We start from the raw sequence: 13,828 nt of genomic DNA, 5'->3' as shown, positions 1-13,828 counted from the left end.
AACGATGTAAATCCCACTGGAGCCACCTGAGGTTTGGCCTGCAAGTGACTAAAAAGGCGTAATAAATAGGTCGCCTCGTTTCCGTGGATGTCATTTAGTTTACATAATACGGATTATGCGTAATTAACGTACTGGCCGCCGCGCGCGCTGGTTAAGATTAATACCGGGCAATGCGATTACACATTTACGCATCGCCCGGTCCTGCGCGTCAAAGCGCGGTCCAGCCGCCGTCGACACTGATCGTGGTGCCAGTAATTTGCGCCGCTGCATCCGAGCAAAGGAAAAGCGCGGTCCCGCCAAGCTGTTCCACCGTCGCGAACTCTTTCGAGGGCTGGCGTTCAAGCATCACCTTCTTGATCACCTCGTCGCGATCCATGTCGTATTTCTTCATCGTGTCGGGGATCTGCGCCTCGACCAGCGGCGTCAGAACATAGCCCGGACAGATCGCATTGGCGGTGATCGGCTCTTGCGCGGTTTCAAGCGCCACGACCTTGGTCATGCCGACGATGCCGTGCTTGGCGGCCACATAGGCCGATTTATAAGGGCTTGCTGTAAGGCCATGCGCGCTTGCGATATTGATCACCCTGCCCCAGCCGGCGGCGCGCATCTTCGGGAGCGCGGCGGCGGTGGTGTGAAACGCCGAATTCATGTTGATCGCAATGATCGCATTCCACTTGTCGGTCGGAAACTCGTCGATCGGCGCGACGTGCTGGATGCCGGCGTTGTTGATCAGGATGTCACAGGTGCCCGCCTGCTGGATAAGGGCGCGGCATTGCTCGGCGTCCGACATATCCGCCTTGATATAGCGCGCGGTGACGCCGTGCTCTTTGGCGATCTTTGCCGCAAGCGCGTGATCCTCGTCCGAATCGGTAAAGGAATTAAGAACCACGTTCACGCCCGCGCGTGCAAGCTCCTGGGCGATGCCCAAACCGATGCCGGAATTAGATCCGGTGATGACTGCTGTTTTACCTTTGACGCTCATGCCCATTCTCCCAATTCGTGTTGCAGGTGCAGCATAGGTGCTGCAGATGCGAATTGCACGAGGCTTGGCGATCACGTCCCTGAAAGGCGAAAACCGGGATGGCTCTGGCCAAAAAAAACGCCCGCGCGAAGCGGGCGTCAAGTTATTGAGGCAGGTTTCATACAGGCAAGAAACCTATCGAGCAGTAAGACCTTTATAAGCAATCCGGCGCCGCAGTCCAAGCTAAAAGTTTGATAATGCATGAATCCAACCTTAGGGTCCGGGCCAGAGAAACAAGGATTATTGGGGATTGTCGCCAAAATGAGATCAGATATTTTCCGCTTTGCCTGGGCCGGATTGGTCCTGTGCGCGCTGGCCGTCATGGCCACACCGGGCGCGGCGGAGCCCGCCCATGGCATAGCTATGTATGGTGATCCTGCCCTACCACCTGATTTTGTGTCTCTGCCTTATGCCAACCCCGACGCGCCCAAGGGCGGACAGGCCGTCACCGGCAATGTCGGCGGCTTTGATTCGCTCAATCCGTTCATCCTGCGCGGCACCGCGCCGTGGCAATTGGCAAGCCTCACACACGAGAGCCTGATGGGGCGATCCTGGGACGAACCGTTCACGCTTTACGGTCTTTTGGCCGAATCGGTCGAGACCGGGCCGAATCGCGAATGGGTCGAATTCACCCTGCGCGAGGGCGCGCAATTCGCTGACGGAAGCCCGGTTACCGTCGAGGATGTGATCTGGTCTTACCGCGAGCTTGGCACAAACGGGCACCCGCGCTATCGCGGGTTTTGGCAAAAAGTCGCCGACATCGCCCAGACCGGCCCGCGCAGCCTGCGCCTGACCTTCAATGAAGAGGACCGCGAGTTGGCCCTTCTCGCCGGCCTGCGCCCGATCCTGCAAAAGGCCCAGTGGCAGGGCCGCGATATAAGTGAGGCGGGGATAGAGGATATCCCGCTTGGCACCGGCCCCTACGTGGTCGAGAGCTATGATATTGACCGCTCTGTCGTGCTGCGTCGCAATCCCGAGTATTGGGGCAAGGATCTGGCGTTTCGGCGCGGCACCAACAACTTTGATGAAATCCGCATCGAGTTTTACGGCGATGACACCGTGTTGAAAGAGGCGTTCAAGGCCGGGCTGATCAGCTATGTGCGCGAATTCAACGCCGATGCCTGGGCCAATGAATACGATTTTCCCGCCGTTCAGCGCGGTGAGATCGTCAAATCAGAGGTGCCGCATCAAAAACCCTCGGGCATGACCGGCTTTGTGATGAACACCCGGCGCGCGCCGCTGGATGACTGGCGGGTGCGCGAGGCTCTGATCACGGCGTTCAATTTTGAATATATCAACGACACCCTGACCGGCGGGCGCCAGCCGCGCATCACCTCGTATTTCTCGAATTCAGAGCTGGCGATGGATCACGGCCCCGCCAGCGGCCGGGTGCGCGAGCTGCTGGCGCCCTTCGCCGACACGCTTTTGCCCGGCGCGCTTGAGGGGTACGCGCTTCCGGTAAGCAACGGCACCGCGCGCAACCGCAAGAACATCCGCGCCGCAATGGCGCTTTTGAACGAGGCCGGCTGGACGGTTCAGGACGGCCGCCTTGCGAATGCACAGGGTAAACCGCTTGAATTGACGGTCTTGTTGCAACAGGACGGCTTGATCGGTCAGGCGACGGCGATGATGGATATCTATGCCCGCGCGCTTGAGCGTCTTGGCATCACCCTCACCACCCAGATGACCGACAAGGCGCAATACGCAGAGCGCGAGGCACAGTATGACTTTGACCTCACGCTCATGCGCCGCTCTCTGTCGCTCAGCCCCGGCAACGAACAGATGTTCTATTGGGGCTCGCAAGGCGTGAATCAACCCGGAAGCCGCAACCTCATGGGCATGGTCTCGCCCGCCGCCGAGGCGATGATCACCCATATGCTTCAGGCCAGGGACCGCGACGAGTTCGTCGCCGCCACCCGCGCGCTTGACCGGGTGCTGACCGCCGGGCGCTATGTGATCCCGATCCATCAATATAGCGTCGGGCGTATTGCTCATAAGTCACAGTTGAAATATCCAAGCGACCACCTGCCGATCTACGGGGATGGAATTGGATTTCTTCCCGAGGTATGGTGGTACGAGGCAGACTAGAAAACAGGCAATAAACGATAGGCAGGAGCATGCGAAAACTGATTGCGTTCGCCCTTATTTCCCTGATGGCCGGTTGTGCCACCGTGGATGGTGTGGGTCGCGACATATCCGGTGCAGCGCGCGGCGTTCAGAGCTGGTTCTGACGGCGCGGCACGTTTACCTTCCTTGTCCCTTCCCTCTCTCGGGCCTTTGGCACCGGGGTATTTCGATCTGGGCGCCATATACGACCAACGGTACCTTGCGCACGCGCTTTCCCCTTGACCCTCACGCCCATCCTGTCAAAACCTGCCCATGAGCACCGCAATCCTTACCATTGACCTTGATGCCATTGTCGCCAACTGGCGCACGCTGGATGCCATGACCGAGGGCGAAACCGCCGCTGTGGTCAAGGCAGATGCCTATGGGCTTGGCCTCACACGTGTCGCCCGCGCCCTTGCCCGCGCCGGCGCCCGCAGCTTTTTCGTCGCCGTCGCCGAAGAGGGCGCCGCCCTGCGCGAGGCCCTTGGACCGGGGCCGACGATCTATGTGTTTTCCGGCCATATGCGCGGCGATGCCGATATGATCGGCGACATGGATCTTGTGCCGATGATCAACTCGCTGGATCAGCTGATCCGCCACGTCGAGGCCCTGCCGGATCAGCCCTTTGGCATTCAGCTTGACAGCGGCATGAACCGGCTTGGCATGGAACCCGGCGAATGGGCCGCCGTGCGCCAGATCGCCATGGCGCAAAAGCCGCGCCTGATCATGAGCCATCTCGCCTGCGCCGACGAGCCGGACCATGCGATGAACCCGCAACAGCTTGCGGCCTTCCTCGAGATGACCGACGATATCGACGTGCCGCGCAGCTTTGCCAATACCGGCGCGATCCTGCTGGATGAGGCCTATCACTTTGACCTGAGCCGTCCGGGGATCGGCGTCTATGGCGGACGCCCCTTCGTCGATGCGCGCCCGGTGGTGACGCTTGATATTCCGGTGATTCAGTGCCGCGATCTGACTGCGGGTGAAACCGTCGGCTATGGCAACAGCTTCACCGCCGCCCGCGACACGCGGATTGCCACCATCTCGGGCGGGTATGCCGATGGTATCATTCGCGCCATGGGGCCCAAGACCGTGCTCTGGGCCGAGGATACCCCCTGCCCTGTTGCCGGACGCATTTCGATGGATCTGATTGGCGTTGATATCACCGACCTTGGCTATGATCCGAAAACGTTTGAGCTTTTGGGCCGGCATCAGTGCATCGACACGCTGGCCGATAATGCAGGCACCATCGGCTATGAAATTCTGACATCATTGGGGGCGCGCTACATGCGGCGATATCTGGGCGGATGACGGTGTTTATGTCATTCCTGGCCGCGATCGGGCGGTACGTGCTGAGCGCCTTGGCGGCCGTCGGGCGGATTGCGCTCTTTGCCATGCGCACCGTAAGCCATCTTGCGCGCCCGCCGTTTTACTGGAGCGAGTTTGGCCATGCTTTGGTGCAGATCGGCTGGCTGTCGCTGCCGGTCGTGGGCATGACGGCGCTGTTCACCGGCGGCGCGCTTGCGCTTCAGATTTATGCCGGCGGCGCGCGCTTTAATGCCGAAACCGTGGTGCCTTCGATTGTCGCCATCGGCCTCACGCGAGAGCTTGGGCCGGTGCTTGGCGGGTTGATGGTTGCGGCGCGGGTTGCCTCGTCCATCGCCGCCGAAATCGGCACCATGAAGGTGACCGAGCAGATCGACGCGCTGACCACACTGTCGACCAACCCGATGAAATACCTCACCCTGCCCCGCGTTCTTGCAGCCACGCTTGCCCTGCCTCTGCTGGTCGGTGTGGGCGATGCCCTTGGCATCATGGGCGGCTTTCTCGTGGGCGTCGGGCGGCTTGATTTCGGCGCTGCGACCTATCTGCACAACACGATTGATTTCCTTGAAAACTGGGATGTCATTTCGGGCATGATCAAGGGCGCGGTCTTTGGCTTTATCGTGGCCCTGATGGGATGCTATTACGGGATGAATTCGGGGCGCGGCGCACAGGGTGTCGGCAGTGCCACCAAGACCGCCGTGGTGGCCGCAAGCGTTCTTATCCTTGCGTCAAACTACCTTCTGACAGAGTTGTTTTTCTCAGCATGATAGAGCTTACCGACGTCCGCAAAGCCTTTGGCAACAATCACGTTCTTCAGGGCGTGAACCTGACCATTGAATCGGGCACCTCGATGGTGATCATCGGCGGGTCCGGCACCGGGAAATCCGTTGCCCTGAAATGCATCCTCGGCCTGATCACCCCCGATAGCGGCACTATCACGCTGGATGGCAAGGATGTCACCACCGGCGACCGCGACGCGTTCCTGGCGCGCTTTGGCATGCTGTTTCAGGGCGGCGCCCTGTTTGACTCGCTTCCCGTCTGGCAAAACGTAGCCTTTCGCCTGTTGCGCGGCTCGCTGGCGCGCCCCATAGAAGAGGCCCGCGAGATCGCAATTGAGAAGCTGCGCCGAGTGGGTCTGAAACCCGACGTGGCCGAAAAGTTTCCGGCTGAGCTTTCGGGCGGCATGCAAAAGCGCGTCGGCCTTGCCCGCGCGATCGCCGCCGAGCCCGAGATCATCTTTTTCGACGAGCCGACCACGGGGCTTGATCCGATCATGTCGGGGGTGATCAACGAGTTGATCCGCGAGATCGTGGTTGAGATGGGCGCCACGGCCATGACCATCACCCATGACATGACGAGCGTGCGCGCGATTGCCGACAATATCGCCATGCTGCATGACGGGGTGATCAAATGGACTGGTCCGGTCAGCGAAATGGACAATTCCGGCGATCCCTACCTTGACCAGTTTATCCACGGCCGCGCCGAGGGGCCGATCGAGGCGGTCAGGTGACAGGGCGGCAAGTGGCCTTTTTGGCGCTCAGACTGGCCAATCTTTCGCTGCTTGTCCTCTTTCCCGTCGCCTGGTTCGCGCCGCTTATCCGTGCGGGTATCCTGCCGTTCTTCGCACTCGATGAGATCAGCGTCATCACCGGCCTGCAAAGCCTCTGGGAGGCGGATGTGTTCCTTGCGCTTCTGGTCACGGTTTTTGCCCTATTCGCGCCTTACCTCAAGACCATCGGCCTTGCCTTGATCCATTTTCACCTGTTGGAGCGGCGGGTGTTGCCGGTGCTTCAGGTGATGGGCAAGCTGGCGATGGCGGATGTGTTCCTGATCGCGCTTTACATCATCCTGTCGCGCTCTGCGGGGCTTGGCCGGATCGAAACCGCCTGGGGGCTTTACCTGTTCAGCTTTTGCGTGATCGCCTCGGTGCTCATCGGCTGGATAACTGAAAAAAAATGCCGTGAAAACGACCAAATCTGTTGAGCATTTGGAAACAGATATCACGCAGTAACGTGAGCCTTTTCAGGACTTTACGCAGACTTGACCAATTCAATCCCTTGAGTTTCGGCTAGTAAGCGCGCCATGGCCTGGACTTCACGTGAGCTTTGAAGGCGTAGTCCTTGAAAACGCAGGATAAACCGCACAAATTGGCCTGACTGTTCTGGCGGTACTTTTGTATTTCTGCCTGCCTGCAAACTATCGCATCATGGCGCTGGAAAACTCGCACAGGCGGTTTTCGCCTGGTATGCAGGACGTGACCCGCGCCCATGCCGCCGACAGAACCGGCGTTTTTCAGCTTTCGTTGGAATTTGACGCGCTGCGCGAGCGCCTCGCCTATCTGCGCGATGGCTGCCAGAGCTGGGGCTTGAAGAGATGCGGCGCGCCGACGGTCGGGTGATCGACCTGGCCCAAAAGGCGGCGGAATAGGCCAGAGCCCGCTTTCGGGTTTGACCGGACGCGCCAGTTGGGGCATCACGCGGGCATGGCCAAATCCAATTCCTTTTCCTGCACGTCCTGTGGCGCGACGCATTCGCGCTGGTCGGGGCGGTGCGATGCCTGCGGCGAGTGGAACTCGATCATTGAAGAGGCGCCGCTGTCGACCGGCCCCAAGGGCAAGTCGCTTGGCGTCAAGCGCGGCTCGTTCCTGACGCTGACCGACCTTTCGACCGAAGAGGCCCCGCCGCCGCGCACCCTTTCGGGGATTGGCGAGCTTGACCGGGTTCTGGGCGGCGGCCTCGTGCCGTCAAGCGCGGTTCTGGTCGGCGGCGATCCCGGCATCGGCAAATCGACACTTCTGCTTCAGGCCGCTGCACGCTTTGCCGCGGCGGGGCTCAAGACCTTTTACATCTCGGGTGAAGAGGCAAGCGCACAGGTGCGCATGCGCGCGCAACGCCTTGGGCTTGGCGAGGCGCCGGTCAAGCTGGCGGCGGCGACATCTTTGCGCGATATCCTGACCACGCTTGAATCCGAGCGCCCCGATCTTGTGATCATCGATTCCATTCAGACCGTGTGGTCCGACACCGTCGAGGCCGCCCCCGGCAGCGTCAGCCAGGTGCGCGCCGCCGCGCATGAGCTGACCAGCTTTGCCAAGCGCACCAACACCAGCGTGATCCTTGTTGGCCATGTCACCAAGGACGGCCAGATCGCCGGGCCGCGCGTGGTCGAGCATATGGTCGATTGCGTGCTTTATTTCGAGGGCGAGCGCGGGCATCAGTTCCGTATTCTGCGCAGCGTCAAGAACCGCTTTGGCCCCGCCGACGAAATCGGCGTCTTCGAGATGACCGGCGCGGGCCTTGCCGAGGTCAGCAATCCTTCGGCGCTATTCCTGTCGGGGCGCGGCACGCCAAGCCCCGGTTCGGTGGTGTTTTCCGGCATCGAGGGCACCCGCCCCCTGTTGGTCGAAATGCAGGCGCTGGTCGCCCCGACGCCGCATTCGCAACCGCGCCGCGCGGTTGTGGGATGGGATGGCGCACGCCTTGCGATGATCCTTGCGGTACTTGAGGCGCGCTGTGGCATCCCGTTTGCCGGGCTTGATGTCTACCTCAACGTCGCCGGCGGTTTGAAAATCAGTGAACCTGCCGCCGATCTTGCGGTGGCCGCCGCTCTGCTAAGTGCGCGCGAAGACACGGCCCTTCCGGCCGATACGGTGGTTTTCGGTGAAATTAGCCTGTCTGGCGCGCTCAGACCGGTGGGACAGACCGAAAACAGGTTGAAAGAAGCGCAAAAACTTGGTTTCACAGCCGCCATTACCCCGTCCGGTGGCAAACCGGGTGGTGACAGCGGGCTCAAACTGACGCATATGGGCGATCTGACCGCGTTTGTCGGTGATATTTTCGGCGCAGGCTAAGCGCCCAGAGGGACAGGAAGAGACGAATGGAAGGTTTCACCATCATTGATGGCGTCGTGGCGCTGTTTATCGTTTTATCGGCGCTCTTGGCCTATTCGCGCGGGCTTGTTCGCGAGGCTCTGGCGATTGCCGGTTGGGTCGTGGCGGGCATTCTGGCGTTTCTTTTTGCCCCCCAACTAGAGCCGCTGGTCAAGGAGGTTCCGGTCGTGGGTGATTTTATCGCCGATAGCTGCGAGCTGAGCATGATCGCCGCCTTTGCGGGTGTTTTCGCCATCGGATTGATCGTGTCGTCACTGATCACGCCGCTGTTTTCATCGCTGGTGCAACGCTCGGCGCTTGGCGGGATTGACCAGGGTCTTGGCTTTGTCTTTGGCGTGGCGCGCGGCGTTCTTTTGATCGCGATTGCCTATTTCGTTTATGAAACCGTGATCACCTCGCAATCCATCGAAATCATCGACGATAGCCGCTCGGCGCGGGTTTTTGCCAAGCTGACCGGCAAGGTTGAAGACGGCAACCCGGAACAGGCGCTTGGCTGGATCACCCAGCAATACGAACAGCTTGTGGGCGCCTGCGACACACCGCAATAAGCAAGGCAATGCCGCAAAGCCCTCTCCTTGCATTGATCTTCATGGCGGTGGCCGGTGTGGCCATCGCGCTTCAGGCGCCGATCAACTCGGCGCTTGGGCGCAGCATCGACAGCTCCTTGGCGGCGGCGACGATCTCCTTTGGGGTCGGCTTTGCCGCGCTTCTGGCGCTTGTCGCGCTTGGCGGCGAGGCCGGGGCGATTGCCCGCGCTGCCACCCTGCCAAAATGGCTGTTGCTTGGGGGCGCGCTTGGGGCAATTTACGTCTGGGCCGCGCTCTGGAGTGTGCCCATCCTCGGCGTTCTGACCACGATCACGGTCTTGATCCTTGGTCAGATGGTGGCCGCCCTGCTGCTTGACTACATCGGCGCCTTCGGGCTTGTGGCGCGCGATCTGTCGCCGACGCGGGTTGTTGCGGCGCTGCTTGTGGCGGCTGGGGTCATTCTGTCGCGCTATTGACAGGGCCAAACGCCACGTCGCACCCCCTATTGTGTGATAGTTTCGTGACACGGCGCGCCCAAGGGCGTAAGAGAGGCCCCAAGCGAAATGACCGGATTCGGAGTTGCACCGCTTTGCCCAAACATATGCCCCCCGCGCACCCTTTTGATGATGACAAACTGAAAGAGGAATGCGGCGTTTTCGGCGTCATCGGCGTGACCGATGCCGCGAACTTTGTCGCCCTTGGCCTGCACGCCCTGCAACATCGCGGGCAAGAGGCTGGCGGCATCGTCAGCCACGACGCCGAGCAAGGCTTTAACAGCGTGCGCCGCTTTGGCTATGTGCGCGACAACTTTACCCGCCAGAGCTTGATGGAATCGCTGCCCGGCCCGCTGGCCATCGGCCATGTGCGCTATTCCACGGCAGGCAGCAAAGGCGCCGCGATCCGTGACGTTCAGCCGTTTTTCGGCGAATTTTCAATGGGCGGTGCGGCGATTGCCCATAATGGCAATATCACCAACGCCATTGCCCTGCGCAAAGAACTGATCGAGCGCGGCTCGATTTTTCAGTCAAGCTCGGACAGTGAGTGCATCATCCACCTGATGGCGCGCTCGCTTCAGCGTAATATCCCCGAACGCATGGAAGACGCCCTGCGCCGGGTCGAAGGCGCCTTCTCGATCGTAGCCATGACCCGCAGCAAGCTTATCGGTGTGCGCGACCCTCTTGGGGTGCGTCCGCTGGTCCTTGGGCAGGTCGCCGATGGATGGGTGCTGAGTTCGGAAACCTGTGCGCTCGATATCATCGGCGCCACCTATGTGCGCGAGATCGAGCCGGGCGAGATGGTGGTGATTTCGGAAAAGCATGGCGTGCAGAGCCACTACCCTTTCCGCCGCGTGCCCTCGCGGTTTTGCATTTTCGAACATGTCTATTTCTCGCGCCCCGATTCGATCATTGGCGGGCGCTCTGTTTATGAAACCCGCCACCAGATCGGTGTCGAGTTGGCACGCGAAGCCCCGGTGGACGCCGATCTTGTCTGTCCCGTGCCCGACAGCGGCACGCCGGCGGCGATCGGGTTCAGCCACGAATCGGGCATTCCCTACGCCATGGGCATCATCCGCAATCAATACATGGGCCGCACCTTCATCGAGCCGACAGAGCAGATCCGCAACATGGGGGTCCGCCTCAAGCTCAACGTGAACCGCGCCCTGATCAAGGGCAAGCGGGTCATTCTGGTGGATGACAGCGTGGTGCGCGGCACGACCAGCCGGAAGATCAAGGAAATGATCCTGGATGCCGGCGCGAAAGAGGTGCATTTCCGCATCGCCAGCCCGCCGACCGCTTGGCCGTGTTTTTACGGTGTCGACACACCGCAGCGCGAAAAGCTTTTGGCGGCGACCATGAGCGAGGATGAAATGCGCGACCACCTTCAGGTCGACAGTCTCAAGTTCATCTCGCTCAACGGGCTTTACCGCGCCGTGGGCGAGGCCGAGGGGCGCAATTCCAAGTGTCCGCAATATTGCGATGCCTGCTTCTCGGGCGAATACCCGGTGGCGCCAAGCGATATGATCGAACAGGGTTTTGAGCTGAAAGCCGCCGAATAAGGCCCTGATCCAAGACCTTCCAGCATGCCTCTGCGCTAAAAGCAGCGCGGGCATGCTGCGTTGCGGCATGTTTCCGCCGACGCGCGTCATGCCGCCTTTCCATTCCCCCTGACCTTGACTAGATGCCCGGCCTGCGACCCAACGCCGAGGCACACATGTCAGAGACCACCCAAACCCCAGAGGCCACGCTCGCCGCCGCCACCACGCAGGATGCGCTGCCCAATGCGCGACTGTCGCTGCTTGGCACCGTGCTCAAGCCGGATATGTCGCATGCGCTTTTTCGGATCGGCAGGTCCAAGGTTGAGCGGGTGACCATCGGCGATGCGATTGACGGCGCGACCGTGACCGCGATTGGCGAAGGCGTGGTCATGCTCTCACGCGCCGGTCACAGCGAACGCCTCAGCCTGCCGGCGTCTTGATCCCAAGCGGTTTGGATATCGCGAGGCGCTTTGGGTTATCGCCGTCCGAAACACCTGCACCACTTTGGGGGCATCGCGCGGCTCAACCCGTCGCATGCGGATGACCGGGGCGCTCGTCGTGCGCGCAAGGTCATCTCCAGCCATGGGCCCAGTCCCTTTCGGGGCGGACTAGATGCCACGACTTTTTCGCGGCATCTGCAATAAAGTCAACGAAGACCCTTGATTTATGCCCCATCTGGTGGGATTTGCCCCTCTATGAGCGAAAACACATCCCCCCCTATCGCCCTTGTGACCGGCGCTTCGCGCGGTCTTGGGGCGGCCATCGCCGAAAGCTTGGCGAAAACCCATCACGTGGTCGCGGTTGGCCGCACCACCGGCGCGCTTGAAGAGCTGGATGATCGCATTCAGGCGGCTGGCGGTCAGGCGACGCTGGCGCCGATGGATATCACCAACAAGGACGCCATGGCACAGCTGTGCCGCTCGATCCACGACCGCTGGGGCGGGGTTGCGATCTGGGTGCATGCGGCGGTTCATGCCGCGCCGCTGATGCCTGCAAGTCAGCTTGCCGAGGGCGACTGGACCAAATCGGTTGCCTGCAACGTCAGCGCGATGGGCATTCTGATCCCCTTTATCGCCCCACTTCTGGGCGAGAGCGGTCAGGCGGTGTTTTTTGAAGACACGCACGCGGGCGAGAAATTCTTTGGCGCTTACGGCGCAACCAAAGCCGCGCAGATCGCTTTTGCCCGAAGCTGGCAGGCGGAAACCGTGCGCACCGGCCCAAAGGTGCACGTTCTTGCCCCCGCGCCCATGGCCACCGCAACCCGCGCCCGGTTTTTCCCCGGCGAGGACCGCGACAGGCTTGCGGCGCCCAAGGATGAGGCAGCGCGGCTTTTGGCGCTGCTCTCCTGAGGCATGGGCCAGTGCCCGCTTGCCGCTGGGGCGGTGCGGGGATAGACAGGGGATAAACCGCAGCAGGGGGCAGGATCATGCGCATTCTCATCACAAATGACGACGGGATCAACGCGCCGGGCCTTGAGGTTCTGCACGAGATTGCCACCGACCTTGCCGGCCCTTCCGGCGAAGTCTGGACTGTGGCCCCCGCCTTCGAGCAATCCGGCGTCGGCCATTGCATTTCCTACACCCGCCCGATGATGATCGCCCAGATGGGCGAACGCCGCTTTGCCGCCGAAGGCAGCCCGGCAGATTGCGTGCTTGCGGGCCTGCACGACGTGATGAAAGACGCGCGCCCCGATCTTGTGCTCTCGGGGGTGAACCGGGGCAACAACTCGGCCGAGAACGCGGTCTATTCCGGCACCGTCGGTGCCGCGATGGAGGCGGCCCTGCAAGGCGTGCCCGCCGTGGCGCTGAGCCAGTATTACGGGCCCGACAACCGCGATCTTGACGATACCTTCGATGCCGCGCGCGTGCATGGGCTTGCGACCCTGCGCACCCTTCTGGACAAGGGTGTGTGGACCAAGGACGACTACGGCATCTTCTACAACATCAACTTTCCGCCGGTCCCCGCGTCCGAGGTCAAGGGCCTGCGCGCCGCGCGTCAGGGATTCCGCCGCGATATGGGCTTTGGGGTTCAGCCGCATGTGGCGCCTTCGGGGCGCCGTTTCCTCTGGGTCACCGGCGCACCGCAGCAAAATCCGACCAGTCCGGGCTCTGACGCCGATGTGAACCTCAAGGGCTATATCTCGGTCACGCCGATGCGCGCGGACCTGACGGCCCATGACGCGCTGGAAGAGTTGAAAGCCATCGAATGAGTGACGAAGCTGATGAAACCGCCGAACGCAAGATGCAGTTCCTCTTCGCGCTGCGCTCAAAAGGTGTGACCGATGCGCGGGTTCTCACAGCGATGGAAAAGATCGACCGCGGCCCGTTCATTCGCGGCTATTTTTCCGAGCGCGCCTATGAGGATATGCCGCTTCCGATTGCCTGCGGCCAGACCATAAGCCAGCCGTCGGTTGTCGGGCTGATGACGCAGGCCCTCAGGGTAAGTGCGCGCGACAAGGTGCTCGAAGTCGGCACCGGCTCCGGCTATCAGGCCGCGATCCTCAGCCTTCTGGCGCGCCGGGTCTATACGGTGGATCGCCACAAGCGGCTGGTGCAGGACGCAACCGAGATTTTCAACGGGCTTGATCTGACCAATATCATCGCGCTTACGGCGGATGGCAGCTTTGGTTTGCCCGATCAGGCGCCGTTTGACCGCATCATCGTGACCGCCGCCGCGGAAGACCCGCCCGGCCCCCTATTGGCGCAATTGAAAATCGGGGGTATCATGGTCGTGCCCGTGGGTCAGTCCGATGCCGTGCAGCGGCTGATCCGGGTGACCCGTCTTGAAACCGGGTTCGAGTATGACGAATTGCGCCCGGTGCGCTTTGTGCCTCTTGTCGAAGGGCTTGGGCGCGACGGCTGAACCGGTGTTCGAGATGGACGAGTTGTTAGTTTAGGAACCAAGCCCCGGCCAACAAGGGGCAGCAA

General features: G+C 61.3%; 16 protein-coding genes. 15 read left to right on the top strand and 1 reads right to left on the bottom strand.

Translation table 11 applies throughout. The annotated features are described in order from the left end of the window. Positions 1–208 precede the first annotated feature (208 nt). Positions 209–982: a 3-hydroxybutyrate dehydrogenase gene (locus tag BUB78_RS01405; RefSeq protein ID WP_073194600.1), complete on the bottom strand. Its 774-nt coding sequence runs from the start codon at positions 980–982 to the stop codon at positions 209–211. A 300-nt stretch (positions 983–1,282) separates the two neighbouring features. On the opposite strand from BUB78_RS01405, the gene BUB78_RS01400 reads away from it, so the two are divergent. From BUB78_RS01400 to BUB78_RS01330, 15 genes are all read left to right on the top strand, one after another. Continuing rightward, the gene (locus BUB78_RS01400) at positions 1,283–3,109 is read left to right on the top strand and encodes an extracellular solute-binding protein (RefSeq protein WP_073194187.1); all 1,827 of its coding nucleotides are present in this window, start codon (positions 1,283–1,285) and stop codon (positions 3,107–3,109) included. A 29-nt stretch (positions 3,110–3,138) separates the two neighbouring features. Then, positions 3,139–3,252 (top strand): entericidin EcnA/B family protein, encoded by a 114-nt coding sequence (locus BUB78_RS01395; protein WP_073194185.1) that lies wholly within the window; start codon positions 3,139–3,141, stop codon positions 3,250–3,252. A gap of 148 nt (positions 3,253–3,400) precedes the next feature. After that, positions 3,401–4,438: an alanine racemase gene (gene alr / locus BUB78_RS01390; protein ID WP_073194183.1), complete on the top strand. Its 1,038-nt coding sequence runs from the start codon at positions 3,401–3,403 to the stop codon at positions 4,436–4,438. Between the two features lie 8 nt (positions 4,439–4,446). Further along, positions 4,447–5,220, top strand: coding sequence for an MlaE family ABC transporter permease (locus BUB78_RS01385; protein WP_073194597.1), 774 nt, complete (start codon positions 4,447–4,449; stop codon positions 5,218–5,220). Then, positions 5,217–5,963, top strand: a complete 747-nt coding sequence (locus tag BUB78_RS01380; protein ID WP_073194182.1) for an ABC transporter ATP-binding protein — start codon at positions 5,217–5,219, stop codon at positions 5,961–5,963. Before BUB78_RS01385 ends, BUB78_RS01380 begins: the two co-directional genes overlap by 4 nt. After that, on the top strand, positions 5,960–6,436 hold the full coding sequence (locus BUB78_RS01375) for a paraquat-inducible protein A (RefSeq protein ID WP_245813323.1): 477 nt from the start codon (positions 5,960–5,962) through the stop codon (positions 6,434–6,436). Before BUB78_RS01380 ends, BUB78_RS01375 begins: the two co-directional genes overlap by 4 nt. 223 nt (positions 6,437–6,659) lie before the next feature. Then, positions 6,660–6,851 carry a hypothetical protein gene (locus BUB78_RS20835; protein WP_220083969.1) on the top strand — a complete coding sequence of 64 codons (192 nt, stop codon included), beginning with the start codon at positions 6,660–6,662 and terminating at the stop codon, positions 6,849–6,851. 84 nt (positions 6,852–6,935) lie between these two features. Then, on the top strand, positions 6,936–8,300 hold the full coding sequence (gene radA, locus BUB78_RS01365; protein WP_073194178.1) for a DNA repair protein RadA: 1,365 nt from the start codon (positions 6,936–6,938) through the stop codon (positions 8,298–8,300). 26 nt (positions 8,301–8,326) lie between these two features. Continuing rightward, entirely contained in the window at positions 8,327–8,887 is a 561-nt protein-coding gene (locus tag BUB78_RS01360) for a CvpA family protein (protein ID WP_073194177.1), read from the top strand. Between the two features lie 8 nt (positions 8,888–8,895). Beyond that, positions 8,896–9,342, top strand: coding sequence for a DMT family transporter (locus BUB78_RS01355; RefSeq protein WP_073194176.1), 447 nt, complete (start codon positions 8,896–8,898; stop codon positions 9,340–9,342). A gap of 125 nt (positions 9,343–9,467) precedes the next feature. Further along, the gene (gene purF, locus BUB78_RS01350) at positions 9,468–10,922 is read left to right on the top strand and encodes an amidophosphoribosyltransferase (RefSeq protein ID WP_073194175.1); all 1,455 of its coding nucleotides are present in this window, start codon (positions 9,468–9,470) and stop codon (positions 10,920–10,922) included. Positions 10,923–11,044: 122 nt separating this feature from the next. Then, complete coding sequence (locus tag BUB78_RS01345) at positions 11,045–11,341, top strand: type II secretion system protein N (protein WP_245813322.1); 297 nt, start codon at positions 11,045–11,047, stop codon at positions 11,339–11,341. Positions 11,342–11,596: 255 nt separating this feature from the next. Continuing rightward, a complete protein-coding gene (locus BUB78_RS01340) occupies positions 11,597–12,250 on the top strand; it encodes an SDR family NAD(P)-dependent oxidoreductase (RefSeq protein ID WP_073194174.1) in 654 nt (217 codons plus the stop codon). A 77-nt stretch (positions 12,251–12,327) separates the two neighbouring features. Next, complete coding sequence (surE, locus tag BUB78_RS01335; protein WP_073194173.1) at positions 12,328–13,110, top strand: 5'/3'-nucleotidase SurE; 783 nt, start codon at positions 12,328–12,330, stop codon at positions 13,108–13,110. After that, positions 13,107–13,763, top strand: a complete 657-nt coding sequence (locus BUB78_RS01330; RefSeq protein ID WP_073194171.1) for a protein-L-isoaspartate(D-aspartate) O-methyltransferase — start codon at positions 13,107–13,109, stop codon at positions 13,761–13,763. Before surE ends, BUB78_RS01330 begins: the two co-directional genes overlap by 4 nt. The last annotated feature ends 65 nt before the right edge of the window (positions 13,764–13,828 follow it).

This window comes from Roseovarius marisflavi, from assembly GCF_900142625.1.
GTDB lineage: Bacteria > Pseudomonadota > Alphaproteobacteria > Rhodobacterales > Rhodobacteraceae > Roseovarius > Roseovarius marisflavi.
Note: the sequence above shows the minus strand (reverse complement) of the source record. Positions and strands in the feature narration are given on the sequence as shown.

Coding starts and splice junctions, on each gene's coding strand:
- BUB78_RS01405 (WP_073194600.1), bottom strand. CDS start 982: ATGAGCGTCAAAGGTAAAACAGCAGTCATCACCGGATCTAATTCCGGC.
- BUB78_RS01340 (WP_073194174.1), top strand. CDS start 11,597: ATGAGCGAAAACACATCCCCCCCTATCGCCCTTGTGACCGGCGCTTCG.
- alr (WP_073194183.1), top strand. CDS start 3,401: ATGAGCACCGCAATCCTTACCATTGACCTTGATGCCATTGTCGCCAAC.
- BUB78_RS01345 (WP_245813322.1), top strand. CDS start 11,045: ATGCCCGGCCTGCGACCCAACGCCGAGGCACACATGTCAGAGACCACC.
- BUB78_RS20835 (WP_220083969.1), top strand. CDS start 6,660: ATGGCGCTGGAAAACTCGCACAGGCGGTTTTCGCCTGGTATGCAGGAC.
- surE (WP_073194173.1), top strand. CDS start 12,328: ATGCGCATTCTCATCACAAATGACGACGGGATCAACGCGCCGGGCCTT.
- BUB78_RS01355 (WP_073194176.1), top strand. CDS start 8,896: ATGCCGCAAAGCCCTCTCCTTGCATTGATCTTCATGGCGGTGGCCGGT.
- BUB78_RS01330 (WP_073194171.1), top strand. CDS start 13,107: ATGAGTGACGAAGCTGATGAAACCGCCGAACGCAAGATGCAGTTCCTC.
- BUB78_RS01400 (WP_073194187.1), top strand. CDS start 1,283: ATGAGATCAGATATTTTCCGCTTTGCCTGGGCCGGATTGGTCCTGTGC.
- BUB78_RS01395 (WP_073194185.1), top strand. CDS start 3,139: ATGCGAAAACTGATTGCGTTCGCCCTTATTTCCCTGATGGCCGGTTGT.
- BUB78_RS01380 (WP_073194182.1), top strand. CDS start 5,217: ATGATAGAGCTTACCGACGTCCGCAAAGCCTTTGGCAACAATCACGTT.
- BUB78_RS01360 (WP_073194177.1), top strand. CDS start 8,327: ATGGAAGGTTTCACCATCATTGATGGCGTCGTGGCGCTGTTTATCGTT.
- radA (WP_073194178.1), top strand. CDS start 6,936: ATGGCCAAATCCAATTCCTTTTCCTGCACGTCCTGTGGCGCGACGCAT.
- purF (WP_073194175.1), top strand. CDS start 9,468: ATGCCCCCCGCGCACCCTTTTGATGATGACAAACTGAAAGAGGAATGC.
- BUB78_RS01385 (WP_073194597.1), top strand. CDS start 4,447: ATGTCATTCCTGGCCGCGATCGGGCGGTACGTGCTGAGCGCCTTGGCG.